The sequence below is a fragment of the Olleya sp. AS48 genome (assembly GCF_038900355.1).
GTDB lineage: Bacteria > Bacteroidota > Bacteroidia > Flavobacteriales > Flavobacteriaceae > Olleya.
Genome location: NZ_JBBMRD010000001.1, coordinates 205228 through 218842, shown reverse-complemented (window position 1 = coordinate 218842; position 13615 = coordinate 205228). Strand labels below are relative to the sequence as shown.

The following is a 13615-nucleotide window of genomic DNA, read 5'->3' as shown; positions in this document are numbered from 1 at the left end:
CTTTTTATATAAACTATAATTAAAACTTATAGCCTAATAAGATTTAAAAATTTTATTAGGCTTGTTTTTTTAATATCATACTGTACTTTTGCATACTGTAAAAACAAAGTAATTAATTTTAAAATTTTAAACAAATGGCAATAGTAGGAAAACAGTTTCCAGATTTAAACGTAGACGCAATGAACGAGTTGGGAGATACTTTTAAAATCAACGTTCTTGAAGAAGCAAAAAACAACAATAAAAAAGTAGTTTTATTCTGGTACCCAAAAGATTTTACTTTTGTTTGTCCAACAGAATTACACGCGTTTCAAGCTGCTAAAGAAGAGTTTGCAAAAAGAAACACAATCGTTATTGGTGCATCATGTGATACTCCAGAAGTACACTTTGCATGGTTAAGCCAATCTAAAGATAATGGTGGTATCGAAGGTGTAACCTACCCAATCCTTGCAGACAGCAACCGTAACTTATCTAGTATATTAGGTATTTTAGATATCAAAAACGAAACTTACGATGAAGCTACTGGAACTGTACAAGTAGAAGGTGACAACGTAACTTACAGAGCAACTTATATTATTGATGAAGATGGTATCGTACAACACGAAAGTATCAACAACATGCCATTAGGTAGAAACGTTGGAGAATACTTACGTTTAGTAGATGCTTTAACGCACGTACAAGAAAAAGGTGAAGTTTGTCCTGCAAACTGGGAAGAAGGTAAAGATGCAATGCAAGCTAACGCTAAAGGTACTGCAGCTTATTTAGCAAACCACGTAAACTAAATTATTATGTTACAAGAACTAAGTCAAGATAACTTAAGCGAAATTATAGCAAACAACGACACTGTAGTAGTACAATATTCGGCTACATGGTGTGGTAACTGTCGTATCATGAAACCAAAAGTTAAAAAATTAGCTGGCGAGTTAGAAAATATAACGTTTGTTATCGCTGACGCGGAAAAATTTCCGGAATCAAGAACATTAGCTACTGTAGATAATTTACCAACATTCGCAACCTTTAAAGGCGGAAAATTTGTAAATCAAACACAGACTAACAAATTTGACGTTTTAAAAGAGTTAGTTGACGAAGTAGCATAACAACAAATAAGTCAGGTTGAGTATAGTCGAAGCGTAAAATACTTCGGCTATTTTCAATCGGATTAAAAAAAATAATTATCAATGAAATTACCTGTAATAAAACATTTAGCTCAATTTATAGAAGACAATGACGAGGATTACATCGTTGAAACTATTGAAACTCTAGAAGCCCTAACCGAAGTACCATCTTTAAAAGATGAAGAGTTAGACGTTATTGGAGAGCTAATCTCTAATATGTATGGCGCAATTGAAGTTAATAAAATGATTAAAGATGGTACACCTAAAAAAGAGGCTGTAAACAACTTTATGAAACGTGTTTTAGGTTCTATTGATAAGTAAGCTTAAGAGAAAGAAAAAGAATTATTAAAACCACTTTATATACTAAAGTGGTTTTTTTATACCTAATAATTAATTGGTTAACCAATTTTTATTACCTTACAAGGTATTACCAACCTAAACAACCAATACCATGATCAAAAATCACTTATCACAAGTATTTTACTGCTTTATAATTACTATTATTTTAGTATTTAATAGCTGTAAAGACAAAATAAATAGTGAAAACCAAACTAAAACAGAGCAAACAGAAGTTTCTAAAACAGTATACGCTAGCAGTGTTATTCCGTTTTTTGACCAATGGAAACTTATTTTAGGTGATGGTTCAAATGCAGGAATAGCAACTGAGTTTGAAAACAAAGATTTTTTCTACACTCAAAACGATGGAAAAGACAACTGGGTTGTATTTAAATCGCCAAATGGTGGTGATACCCACGGAACATCAAATAACACAAGAACCGAATTAGCACAAACAAAAAAATGGTATCCAAAAACTGCCAATGATAAATTATCTGCAACATTAAAAGTAATGAATGTATCTGCAACAGGAGATGCAACTGTGGCTGCATCACACTCCGTAGTAGTTGGCCAAATACATAGTGCAGATGCTTTTGAAAACGAACCATTAAAAATATTTTACAAAAAATACCCTGGTCATACTAAAGGTTCTGTATTCTGGCATTACGAAATTAATACAGCAGGAGATGACAATGCAAAACGTTGGGACTACTCCTCTGCTGTTTGGGGTAATGACTTTTCTGTTGTTGGTAGTGACGTCTCTACTTTCCCTGAAGAACCAAAAGAAGGAATAGAATTAGGAGAAGAATTTAGTTACCAAGTCGTAGTAAAAGATGGTATAATGAATTTAACTTTTACAAGTCCTAATCATGAAACCAAGACCTTTACAAAAAACTTATTACTATCAGAATATACTACTAAATCAGACATACCAGAGCAAACTAAAAAGTTGTTTTTTCCAATTGGACAAGATGGTGTAGAACGTTCAGAAGCCTATGCAGGCGAAGGTTGTTTCTTTAAACTTGGCTGTTACAACCAAACAAATGGTAAATCTCCTGAAGTAAATAAAAACTGGTGTTCTGGTGCAGAGACACATGGTGGAGACATACAAAAGCAATATGCTGATGGTAACTATGCAGAAGTATGGTTTAAAACAGGAAGTATATCTGTAAGTGATACTGCTGTTTCTAACGATGGCTATTTTGCTAAAAACGATTAAAATCACTTAGTGTAATATTTTTCAAAACCACTTTACAAATGTAAAGTGGTTTTTTGTTTTTATACTACAACTACCCAAAAGCAATCTGTAATCCCATAAGGACAAATACAAAACCACTAACCCGATTTAGCCAAATCCCAGAATTAGGATTACCTTTAATTTTAGTTGAAAATGTACTAGCAAACATAGTTAACGTCACATACCAAATCACACCAATTATTGCAAACGTAACACCCAATAAAACAAAAGGAACTGGATCTTCTAATTTTGAAGGTGTTATAAACTGCGGAAAAAATGCCAAAAAGAATAATGCAACTTTAGGATTTAAAGAATTTGTAAAAAACCCAGACCAAAAGTCGTTTTTAGAACTGTTTTTAACTTCACTTACCCTATTTTCTATAAATAAAGCAGAAGTATCCATATATTTTTTCATACCAATATAAACCAAATAGGCTGCACCAATATACTTAATAACCATAAAGGCTATTGCAGATTTTGCAATTAAAACCGTTAAACCAATTGCAGACAAAAACGTGTGCGTTAAAATACCTGTATTAATACCCATTGCTGACACTATTCCAGATTTACGACCTTGACCAATAGATTTATTTAACACAAATACAGTATCAATTCCTGGTGTCATTACAAAAAATAAAGCGGTAACCATAAAGGTCAAAAAATTCTCGATGCCTAACATATTATTTCAGTTTACGGATTATAAAAAAATGTTATACAAAGAAACCATGATAATAAGTGCTAAAAAATACATATTTTTGATTCAGTAATGCAAAAAACGCATTTATCATGACCACACAGCAAATAAAATATTTTTTAGTTTTAGCCGAAGAGCTTCATTTTTGGAACACTGCCGAAAAAGTCTTCATCTCTCAATCCTCATTAACTAGACAAATACAAGCGTTGGAAGACGAGCTTGGTTTTTCACTTTTCGAAAGAAATAAAAGAAATGTAAAACTAACCGATGCTGGTAAATTCCTGCAACAACATTGGAGCAAAACCATGAACGAGTTAGACCACATTTACCAACAAGCCAAAAAAATTAATCAAGGTGATGCTGGTGTGGTGTCTATCTCTTATCCTGGTTCTATCACCTTTAGTTTGTTGCCTAATTTTCTAGATCTTATTAAAACCAATTTACCAGATCTTAAATTAGAATTAGCCGAACTTACCGATGAAAACCACGAAAAACTACTCCTAAATTACAAAACAGATATTGCGTTTAGTCGGGATTCTATTTCGCATATTAATATACAATCGCTTAAATTATTTACAGAGCCTATTTGCATTGCTGTTCCCAATGACCATTGGTTAAATACAGATACCATTAACAATATAGACAAACTGCAACACGAAAACTTTATACTTTCAGGCTTACACCAAACCACCTATTTTTCGTCTTTATTACGTAATTTGTTTAATCAGTATGGTTTTGAACCTAAAATTAGCATCGAATCCGATTTTGGTGGTATGATTTTAAATCTGGTGTCCAAAGGACTTGGTATTTCTATTTTACCCCATTCTTTTAAATATTCAAAATTTAATAATGTGCGTTTTATAGATTTAGAACAAACCATTGATTTATATATTCATTGGCGAAAAAACGAAGTCAACAAAACCATCACTAAAGTTATAGATTGTGCTAAACAGTTGGACACAAGCGTCTATTAAACAAAAACTAATTCCTGAGAATTAAACCTTTTTTCATATTTTAAGTCCAAATAGTGCAACCTAATTATTTTCAATTTATGAAAACCGACCATTTATTATCTTTTGGATTACTCGCTTTATTGTTTTTTGCTTCATCTTGTTCCAATTCAGATTCAGAAGAATATATTCCTATTCCAGACAGCAATACTATAACACAATTAAACCTACCTGACACCTATTTTAACTACGCAAACATTGCATTACCTAGTTATTATACCGCAAGCGAATTCCCGCCACAATTTCAGTTTCAAGCAGTAACAGCTTATGACAATACACCTGCAGACAACCCAATAACAGATGCAGGTGCAACCTTAGGTCGTGTTCTTTTTTACGATAAAAAATTAAGTGGTAATGGCACAGTTGCTTGTGCTTCTTGTCATCAAGCGGAACATGGTTTTTCGGATGCCAATACACTAAGTCAAGGATTTGAAGGTGGATTAACCAGAAGACATTCCATGAGCATTGTAAATGCTAGATTTTATGCTGGCGGAAAATTCTTTTGGGACGAGCGCGCCAACACTTTAGAAGATCAAGTCTTAATGCCTTTTCAAGACGACGTAGAAATGGGTTTAACGCTTCAAGAATTAGTTAATATAACTAGTAGCCAAGACTACTATCCGCAACTATTTCAGGATGCATTTGGCGATCAAACTATTACAAGCGATAAAATCTCTAAAGCCTTAGCACAATTTATACGCAGCCTAGTTAGTGTCACTTCAAAATATGATGTTGCCAGAAGCGAAGTCTCCTCTCCTATGGCTAACTTTCCGAGTTTTACAGACCAAGAAAACCAAGGTAAAACCCTATTTTATGCACCACGTACGTTAACCAATGGTGTTAGCGGAAACTGTGTTGGTTGCCACCAAACCGAAGCCTTTATTGGACCTTTTCCAAACACCAATTTTCCACTTACAACTTTTGCAACATCCAATGGTTTAGACGCTACCTCTACAACAGATTTAGGTGTTAGTGAAGCCACAGGAAACACCAACGATACTGGTAAATTTAAATTCCCATCGTTAAAAAATATTGGTGTGCGTCCACCTTATATGCACGACGGTAGGTTTGCCACTTTAATGGAAGTTGTGGAGCATTACAGTTCTGGCATTCAAAACCATCAAAATTTAATTACGCCTTTAGTAAATGATGCTGGCGAAGTTGGACAATTTAATTTTAATCAAGAAGAAAAAAATGCATTAGTCGCTTTTCTAAATACATTAACTGACAACGACATGCTTACTGATGAAAAATATAGCAATCCATTTATAGATTAACATGAAACACCTTTTTATAATCACCATCCTATGTACACTATTTAGCTGTAGTAGCGATAATACCACTTCCGTAGAAACGCAAAACCCAACACAAAACCCAACACAAAACACACCTAATATTCTGTTTATTATTGCTGACGACTTAGGTAAAGATGCTATAAATGGTTACACGGAAGGCAACATAAAACCCAACACACCACATATAGACGCTATCCGTAATGCAGGATTAACATTTAATAACTTTTGGTCGTATCCAACCTGCTCGCCAACCAGAGCCTCTATTTTAACTGGAAAATATGGTTACCGTACCGATGTAAAATGGGCTGGAGACGTTATTCAAAATTCCGAAACCAGTTTGCAACAATACATTACCAACCAAACCAATACTAGTTATGCAACTGCAATTGTTGGTAAATGGCATTTGGCAGGCAACAGCAGCACTTTTAATCCCGAAATATTTGGTGTCGATTATTACGTTGGATTACTTAGAGGCGAACCACAAAGTTATTACAACTGGTTATTAACAGAAGATGGAAGCAGTACTTTACAAACGGATTATAGCACAACTGCCTTCACAGATTTATCCATAAACTGGATACAACAACAAAACAAACCTTGGTTTATGTGGTTGGCTTATAATGCGCCACACACACCGTTTCATGTACCTCCAAGCAACATGCACTCGCAAGGCAATCTACCAGAATATGCTAACGGAATGGACGAAACACCCTATTACATGGCAGCTATTGAGGCTATGGATTTCCAAATTGGTCGTTTATTAGATACTCTATCGGAAACAGAAAAAGCTAATACTACCATCATTTTTATTGGTGATAATGGCACACCAAATGAAGTCGCACAAGCACCTTATTTAAGTACAACTACCAAAGGAACCTTGTATCAAGGCGGAATAAATGTACCACTTTTTGTCTCTGGATATGGTGTAACCAGAACAGGAATAGATCAAAATTTAATTACAAGCACAGACCTATTTGCAACCATTGCCCAATTAGCAGGTGTTAACACAAGTCAAATTAACGATAGTAAAAGTTTTAAATCCTTACTTACTGAAAACACTACGGTAAGAGATTTTCAATATGCCGAAAAAGACGATGGAAACGTTAATAATTGGACCATAAACAACGGAAACTATAAGTTGATAACATACGCTAATGGCTCACAAGAATTTTACAATCTTAACAACGATGCTTACGAAAGCAATAATTTATTAAACAACACATTAACTGAAGAGCAAGCTAGTGCTAAAGCCACTTTAGAAACCGAACTTAGCGTTATTAGAAACTAAACCTTTAAATTAAAGTTAAACTTTGGAATAATCATTCCAAAATAGATACCTTTGGCTTGTGAATAAAAAAGAAGCCATACTAAACTCTGCCATTACGCTACTAACTCAACAAGGCGTACACAAAACACCAATGTCTGCTATTGCTAAAGCTGCAGGAACAGGAATGGGTACTATTTACAACTATTTTCCTAACAAAGACATATTAATAAATACCATTTACATTAGTATAAAACACCAAGAAAAAGAGCTGTTTTCAGATTTTGATGCTAACAAATCTATTAAAACCCAATTTGAAACGTATTACACTGCTATGATCGATTTTTTTATAGCAAATCCTACCTATTTTAAATTTATGGAACAGTTGCAAGCCTCTCCTATTATTACAGAAGAAAGCAGAAACGAAGGTGTAAAATCTATTATTCCAGTTTGTAAATTACTAGCCAAAGGACAAGAAGAAGGCCAAATTAAAGCCATAAATATGGACGAATTACTCATGTTTATTGGTGGTTCTGTTTTAGCCTATTTACGTTGGTATTTTAACAAAAAGGAAAACAACAACACATCAATCTACAACCAAATGCACATGCTTTGGGATGCTATAAAAGCATAAAAAAATTTAATATTAATTTGGAATGAACATTCACTCCAACAAAACAACCATTATGAAAAGAAACGTATTAATTACAGGAACATCAACAGGAGTCGGTTTTGAAAGCGCAATCCTTTTTGCTAAAAATAATTTTAAGGTTTATGCAACGATGCGAAACCTAGACAAAGCCACAAAATTAAAAGAACAGATAGAAAACGATAATTTAGACATCCACCTATTGCCTTTAGACGTTACAAAAACCGAAACTATAAAAGCTGCAGTAGATACCATTATTAAAAACGATGGTAAAATTGACATCTTGTATAATAATGCAGGAGCAGGATTCGCAAAAACCACAGAACAAGCTTCTGAAGATGAAATTAAATGGGTAACAGACGTTAACTATCTTGGTGTGGTATATTGCACGCAAGCGGTTTTACCACACATGCGCAAACAAAAATCGGGACAAATAATTAGTATTACTTCTGTTGGTGGTTTGGTTGGTCAACCATTTAACGAGTTATATTGCGGAGCAAAATTTGCGGTAGAAGGTTTTATGGAAGGCTTAGCCACTTATGTTAGCGATCCGTTTAATATAAACATTACGTGCTTAGAACCAGGAGGAATTTCAACCGAATTTATGACTTCTGCTATAGACAAAACAGCAACCGAAGGGCAATTTGCAACTGGAGAATACGCTCCTATTTTTGAGGCATACATGGCTGGAAACCAACAAAGAGCTAAAGAAAGCGACGTACAAGTCTACCAAACCGGATTAGAAGTTGCAAACGTGGCTTTACAAGTCGCACAAAACAGCAATCCACCTTTACGTTTACGTACCTCACAATGGGCTGAAGATTTTACAAATCTTAAAACAAAAGCAGATCCAGATGGTACTAAATTAATTAGTCAGGTAAGAGCTAGTTTTTTATAATATTTTAGAAACATGAATAGGAAAACCACTTAGCAAAAGCTTGGTGGTTTTTTGTTTGGAATAACCGTTGATTTTCATTCGGTTTTTGGTAACTTCGATTTAGAATATAACTTTTAATAAAATATACTCCACATATTCCTCTATATTTATGCGATATTAATAATCAGAGTTTTTATAAAATGAATTGAAAAAAATACGAAAAAAAACTAAATGGATGATGTAAATGGAATATTAAAAAAAGTTCAAAATAAATATATTGAAATTCTTTATTACGTTTCTGAATACAAAATAATATTTGTAGATGATAAAGAAATGGAAAATGTGATTGAACAAATTGATTCTAGATTTTTCTACGACTTATATTGGTTGTATTGGAATTTCATTACAATTCGAATATGCGCAATAATGGAACGAAAAGAAACTATGAGTAAAAAAAACCTTTCTATTCCACTTTTGATTAGCATTGCTGAAAATAAAAAACTTAATTGCCTTAAAAATTTAATTATCAAGAAAGATAATATTGAGAAAAAATTAAAACCTTTTAAGGATGCAAGAAATAAAGCTTTTGGTCATTACGATTTAAAAAGTAATATTGAGAAATCAGTATTTGAAAGACTTGAATTAGATAATCTAAAAATTATATGCAGTGAAATTGAAGATATTTTAAATTTAATTGAACTTGAATTAGGAGGTACACAAACATTATATGGAGCGCGAATTTCACATGGAGCTTTGAAAGTAAATAAAGTATTGAAATTAGGAATAAAAAAAAGAAACGAGTTAAAAAAGTAAAAGTACAGTTTGCAACAAAGTATATAATTTATTGATAGGTTCTAGCCTGCTTACGAAAATACTCGCGTATTTTCTATTCGGTTTTTATTTGCTAAATTTAGGTGCTTAAACATGTAACAAACCATATACAAAAACTTAACCAAACATTAATCTCAAACTCTAAACTTAATCTCATTGGGAATTGAAAGAAATAAATTAATTGGTTTTTTCGGAATTGGAATATTTACTTATAAGACAATTTCAGGTTTAAGTTATAGTTTTTCTGACCTTGCGAAAGATTTATTGATTTTATTAGATTCTAAACCTTCTTGGACTTTTTGGATTTCGGAATTGTTTGGACTTATTCTTTTTGTAATTTTAATTAATATTATAATTAATCGGATTTTTGAAAATTTTAAAACCATTAGTGAAAACGTTCTGAAATATTTTATTTGGAGTTTTTGTGCTTATTTTATTATTCAAGTTATTCAAATTTCTTATCCTTCAATAAAATCCTTTTTCGTTTTTGAAGTAGAAAATCTCGGAATTAAAGATTACTATGGCTATTTAAGAAATAACTATATGTTATATTTTACACAATCAATTTTCTATTATTTAGGAGAGATAATTGCAATTATTTTGATTTATAATAAAACAAAGAACGAATGAAAACGATTTGCTAAAACCGTGTATAATTAATTGCTCTTTTTAGCCTGCTTACGAACATTCCTGCTGAGTATAACATCAGCTATTTATTCGTTACAGTAGTTCTTAAACCACGCAACAATCCACACAGAATCAAGTTTACAGCCAATACAAAATCAACTTCCTTAATGAAATTTGAATTAGACCGTCAAACAAAAAATGATTTAGAAATTTTTAATTCTGAGGATAACTCCATCCTTAGTTATTATGATATGACAAAAACTAAAGGTGGTAAAAACTGTCTTTTTGAAATAATGAATACCCCATTGTCAGACATTTCTAAAATTAAAAATAGACGTGATAGTATTCATTTTTTTTACAATTCCGATTTTAAACTCTCTATAAATTATAATCAGTTAGAATATATTGACTATTATTTAAAATTAGGCACAACACCTTTAAGTGCCAATATATTTAGTGCTTTAATAAACCACTTAACTTATAAAGTAAGACCAAATAACGATTACTATTTAATTACAAAAGGTATTGAGCAGCTATTATTACTTTTTAAAACATTAGACAATACACTACAAATAGATCTGGAAAACTGCCCAGAATTATTAAAAAAAGAGATCAAAACCATAAATAATTTAATAAAATTACCTTTTTTAAAAATATTCATTGAATCCAATGTCGCCTTATCTTTTAGTGATATTAATAAGCTAGATGCTTTTTTAAGAAATAGCAATTTTAAAGCGTTAGAAAATGCAATAGCAGCTGTGTATAGATTAGATGCCTTTATTGGGGTAGCTGATGCTGCCAGAAAAAACAATCTTACGTTTCCGGTTTATGTTGATACTAAAACACCGGAATTGCAGGTTACTGGACTTTTTCATCCATTATTAGAAAAAGCAAAAGCTTACGATTTTGAAATTAATAAAAAATCAAATATGGTGTTTTTGACAGGCCCAAATATGGCAGGAAAATCAACCTTTCTAAAATCCATTGGACTGTCCGTTTTTATATCGCATTTAGGGTTTCCGGTACCTGCTACTGCCATGACAACATCTGTTTATAATGGCGTTGTGTCTACCATAAATTTGTCAGATAATTTAAATAAGGGATTAAGTCATTTTTACACGGAAGTCAAACGTGTTAAAGAAACAGCCCTTAAATTAAAAGAAAACAAAAATTTACTTGTTATTTTTGACGAGCTATTTAGAGGTACAAATGTAAAAGACGCAGCAGATGCCTCTTTGTTAATTATTGACTCGTTTTCTAAAATTAAAAAAAGTACGTTTTTTGTATCAACACATATTACAGAAGTAGCATCGGAATTATCTGGTGCAAATAGTATTCAGTTTAAATGTTTTAACTCGCAATTGGTTAATAACACACCAGTTTATGATTATAAGTTAAAAGATGGTATTTCTCATGAGCGTTTAGGACTGCTTATTGTAAAAAACGAAAAGATTGTTGAGATTTTAGAATCCATAAAATAAATAGCAAATACAGTAAAGTAATATGGTTTATAAAACCACTATCTAAACAAAATTTAAATTATACAGTCAAACAATAAAATGCCCAACAAAAAAGACCTAAAAGAAGTTGCAAAACTGTTTTTCAAATTAGGAAGCATTGCTTTTGGTGGTCCTGCAGCGCATATTGCGATGATGGAGGACGAAGTAGTTAAAAAAAGAAAATGGATGACACCGCAACATTTTCTGGATTTGGTTGGTGCTACTAACTTAATTCCTGGCCCAAACTCCACCGAAATGACCATGCATTGTGGACATGAAAAAGCAGGTTGGAAAGGACTAATTGTAGCCGGTTTTTGTTTTGTATTTCCTGCAGTAACTATTACCATGCTTTTTGCTTGGCTGTATCAACAATACGGACAACTCCCAAAAGTAGAACCTTTTATTTATGGTATTAAACCAGCTGTAATTGCTATTATTTTAGGAGCAGTGTATAGACTTGGTAAAAAAGCACTTAAAAACGTTCAATTGGGTATTTTAGGCGCATTAACTTTGATTGCATGTTTACTTGGTGCAAACGAAATTGTAGCGTTGTTTGCCTGCGGATTTCTAGGATTACTATTATACTTTTTTGAAAACAATAAAAATAATCTAAACAGCTTTACACCTCTTGTAGTGCTTCAAGTAGCATTAACTCCAAGCACATTAAAAATACTTTGGACCTTTTTTAAAGTTGGTGCTTTATTATACGGAAGTGGGTATGTGTTATTTGGTTTTCTGGATGCCGAACTAGTGTCTACTGGCTTACTGACTAGACAAGAATTGATAGACGCAGTTGCTGTTGGACAATTTACACCAGGACCAGTATTATCTACTGCGACCTTTATTGGTTGGCAATTAGGAGGTTTTTGGGGAGCAATAGCTGCAACTGTTGGTATTTTCATACCTTCTTTTGTGTTTGTTGCTATATTAAATCCGTTTGTGCCTAAAATGAGACAATCTAAAGTTATTTCTGCTTTTTTAGATGCGGTAAATATAGCTGCAGTTGCTGTAATTATAGCGGTTTGTGTAGCTATGGGACAAGACACACTAACGGATTGGCGCACTATAGTCATTGCTATGGTTAGCATACTTTGTGTCTTTATATTTAAAAAAGTAAATAGTGCTTTTATTGTTATTGGTGGTGGATTACTTGGGTTTTTGTTAATCTTGTTTTAGTTCATTCTAACATTATAAAAACTGTTGAAACATTTTTTACTCGTAAAAACCGAATCTTTAAATTGAGTTTAAAATAGCTAAATTTGTCAATAGCTGTTTAAAATAAGCCCGAAAAAAAAACACTACAAAATGGCAATAGAAAACATTCCTGAAATTTACTTTAAAAATCCTACCAAAAGCAAAGACATTTTTGTGTACGATTTTAAAATGACCAGCGATGTTGTTAAAAGTAAGGTAAATTTAAGCATGAATATGTTTAGCTTTTTACAAGTTGGAAAAAAGCAAGTCCATTTTGCAAACACCTCTAAAGCAGTTAATAGCGAACAGTCTTTATTATTAAAAAAAGGAAATTGGCTTTGGACAGAATTGCTTGATACCGAAGCGATTTACTATTGTAAACTCTTCTTTTTTTCAGAAAAAAAACTAACCGATTTTTTAAGTAAATACACCAAAAACATTAAGCCTTACCAAGAAAAGGTGCCTTATTTTGTAATTGAAAACGATGCTTACATTGCGTCTTTTATAAGCTCATTGTCTTCTAAAACTTTTGAAGATTCTCCGTATTGCGATGCAATATTAGCGCTTAAATTTGACGAAATATTACTGTATTTACTAGACAAATATGGTAGTGAATTTGAGCATTACTTACACGCATTAATATCTAAAGAAGTGTCGCCTTTTAAAAATATAGTAGAAGATCACGTGCATTCTAATTTAAAATTAGAAGAAATTGCCTTTTTATGCAACATGAGTTTATCTACATTTAAAAGACATTTTACTGCAGAATACAAAGAAGCTCCAGGAAAATGGTTAAAAAATAAGCGTTTACAAAAAGCAAAAGAGTTACTACAAGGTGGCGATTTAAAAGCGTCTGATATCTATTTAGACGTTGGTTATAACAACCTTTCTAACTTTAGTGTAGCGTTTAAAAACAAATTCGGAATTAGTCCAACCGAAATTTAAATATTTCCATTTTATTTTAAACTATTAAAAATCAATGTTTTAATA

Annotated in this window: 15 protein-coding genes; 14 read left to right on the top strand and 1 reads right to left on the bottom strand. The window is 32.3% G+C overall.

The window, feature by feature from the left end; genetic code table 11:
* Positions 1-134 precede the first annotated feature (134 nt).
* From WNY60_RS01035 to WNY60_RS01020, 4 genes are all read left to right on the top strand, one after another.
* Complete coding sequence (locus tag WNY60_RS01035; RefSeq protein WP_342861214.1) at positions 135-779, top strand: peroxiredoxin; 645 nt, start codon at positions 135-137, stop codon at positions 777-779.
* Between the two features lie 6 nt (positions 780-785).
* Positions 786-1094, top strand: a complete 309-nt coding sequence (locus tag WNY60_RS01030; protein ID WP_145001894.1) for a thioredoxin family protein — start codon at positions 786-788, stop codon at positions 1092-1094.
* A gap of 81 nt (positions 1095-1175) precedes the next feature.
* Entirely contained in the window at positions 1176-1433 is a 258-nt protein-coding gene (locus tag WNY60_RS01025) for a hypothetical protein (RefSeq protein ID WP_145001895.1), read from the top strand.
* A 130-nt stretch (positions 1434-1563) separates the two neighbouring features.
* On the top strand, positions 1564-2667 hold the full coding sequence (locus WNY60_RS01020; RefSeq protein WP_342861213.1) for a polysaccharide lyase family 7 protein: 1104 nt from the start codon (positions 1564-1566) through the stop codon (positions 2665-2667).
* Between the two features lie 70 nt (positions 2668-2737).
* Here the strand turns inward: WNY60_RS01020 and WNY60_RS01015 are convergent, their stop codons facing one another.
* Positions 2738-3364, bottom strand: a complete 627-nt coding sequence (locus tag WNY60_RS01015) for a LysE family translocator (RefSeq protein WP_342861212.1) — start codon at positions 3362-3364, stop codon at positions 2738-2740.
* Positions 3365-3471: 107 nt separating this feature from the next.
* Here WNY60_RS01015 and WNY60_RS01010 point away from each other — a divergent pair, with 107 nt between their 5' ends.
* From WNY60_RS01010 to WNY60_RS00965, 10 genes are all read left to right on the top strand, one after another.
* Positions 3472-4353: a LysR substrate-binding domain-containing protein gene (locus WNY60_RS01010; RefSeq protein WP_342861211.1), complete on the top strand. Its 882-nt coding sequence runs from the start codon at positions 3472-3474 to the stop codon at positions 4351-4353.
* A 77-nt stretch (positions 4354-4430) separates the two neighbouring features.
* Entirely contained in the window at positions 4431-5666 is a 1236-nt protein-coding gene (locus WNY60_RS01005) for a cytochrome c peroxidase (protein WP_342861210.1), read from the top strand.
* Between the two features lies 1 nt (position 5667).
* Positions 5668-6972 carry a sulfatase-like hydrolase/transferase gene (locus WNY60_RS01000; protein WP_342861209.1) on the top strand — a complete coding sequence of 435 codons (1305 nt, stop codon included), beginning with the start codon at positions 5668-5670 and terminating at the stop codon, positions 6970-6972.
* A 58-nt stretch (positions 6973-7030) separates the two neighbouring features.
* The gene (locus tag WNY60_RS00995; RefSeq protein ID WP_342861208.1) at positions 7031-7582 is read left to right on the top strand and encodes a TetR/AcrR family transcriptional regulator; all 552 of its coding nucleotides are present in this window, start codon (positions 7031-7033) and stop codon (positions 7580-7582) included.
* Positions 7583-7634: 52 nt separating this feature from the next.
* Positions 7635-8495, top strand: coding sequence for an SDR family oxidoreductase (locus tag WNY60_RS00990; protein WP_342861207.1), 861 nt, complete (start codon positions 7635-7637; stop codon positions 8493-8495).
* Positions 8496-8705: 210 nt separating this feature from the next.
* On the top strand, positions 8706-9287 hold the full coding sequence (locus WNY60_RS00985; RefSeq protein WP_342861205.1) for a hypothetical protein: 582 nt from the start codon (positions 8706-8708) through the stop codon (positions 9285-9287).
* A 174-nt stretch (positions 9288-9461) separates the two neighbouring features.
* A complete protein-coding gene (locus WNY60_RS00980; RefSeq protein ID WP_342861204.1) occupies positions 9462-9935 on the top strand; it encodes a hypothetical protein in 474 nt (157 codons plus the stop codon).
* Positions 9936-10099: 164 nt separating this feature from the next.
* Positions 10100-11413, top strand: a complete 1314-nt coding sequence (locus tag WNY60_RS00975; RefSeq protein WP_145001901.1) for a hypothetical protein — start codon at positions 10100-10102, stop codon at positions 11411-11413.
* Positions 11414-11491: 78 nt separating this feature from the next.
* Entirely contained in the window at positions 11492-12607 is a 1116-nt protein-coding gene (chrA, locus tag WNY60_RS00970) for a chromate efflux transporter (RefSeq protein WP_342861203.1), read from the top strand.
* Positions 12608-12736: 129 nt separating this feature from the next.
* Entirely contained in the window at positions 12737-13570 is an 834-nt protein-coding gene (locus WNY60_RS00965) for an AraC family transcriptional regulator (protein WP_342861202.1), read from the top strand.
* The last annotated feature ends 45 nt before the right edge of the window (positions 13571-13615 follow it).

What these genes read in the sequence shown, in the direction of transcription:
- WNY60_RS01035 (WP_342861214.1), top strand. Translation starts at nt 135, where the DNA reads ATGGCAATAGTAGGAAAACAGTTTCCAGATTTAAACGTAGACGCAATG.
- WNY60_RS01030 (WP_145001894.1), top strand. Translation starts at nt 786, where the DNA reads ATGTTACAAGAACTAAGTCAAGATAACTTAAGCGAAATTATAGCAAAC.
- WNY60_RS01025 (WP_145001895.1), top strand. Translation starts at nt 1,176, where the DNA reads ATGAAATTACCTGTAATAAAACATTTAGCTCAATTTATAGAAGACAAT.
- WNY60_RS01020 (WP_342861213.1), top strand. Translation starts at nt 1,564, where the DNA reads ATGATCAAAAATCACTTATCACAAGTATTTTACTGCTTTATAATTACT.
- WNY60_RS01015 (WP_342861212.1), bottom strand. Translation starts at nt 3,364, where the DNA reads ATGTTAGGCATCGAGAATTTTTTGACCTTTATGGTTACCGCTTTATTT.
- WNY60_RS01010 (WP_342861211.1), top strand. Translation starts at nt 3,472, where the DNA reads ATGACCACACAGCAAATAAAATATTTTTTAGTTTTAGCCGAAGAGCTT.
- WNY60_RS01005 (WP_342861210.1), top strand. Translation starts at nt 4,431, where the DNA reads ATGAAAACCGACCATTTATTATCTTTTGGATTACTCGCTTTATTGTTT.
- WNY60_RS01000 (WP_342861209.1), top strand. Translation starts at nt 5,668, where the DNA reads ATGAAACACCTTTTTATAATCACCATCCTATGTACACTATTTAGCTGT.
- WNY60_RS00990 (WP_342861207.1), top strand. Translation starts at nt 7,635, where the DNA reads ATGAAAAGAAACGTATTAATTACAGGAACATCAACAGGAGTCGGTTTT.
- WNY60_RS00985 (WP_342861205.1), top strand. Translation starts at nt 8,706, where the DNA reads ATGGATGATGTAAATGGAATATTAAAAAAAGTTCAAAATAAATATATT.
- WNY60_RS00975 (WP_145001901.1), top strand. Translation starts at nt 10,100, where the DNA reads ATGAAATTTGAATTAGACCGTCAAACAAAAAATGATTTAGAAATTTTT.
- chrA (WP_342861203.1), top strand. Translation starts at nt 11,492, where the DNA reads ATGCCCAACAAAAAAGACCTAAAAGAAGTTGCAAAACTGTTTTTCAAA.
- WNY60_RS00965 (WP_342861202.1), top strand. Translation starts at nt 12,737, where the DNA reads ATGGCAATAGAAAACATTCCTGAAATTTACTTTAAAAATCCTACCAAA.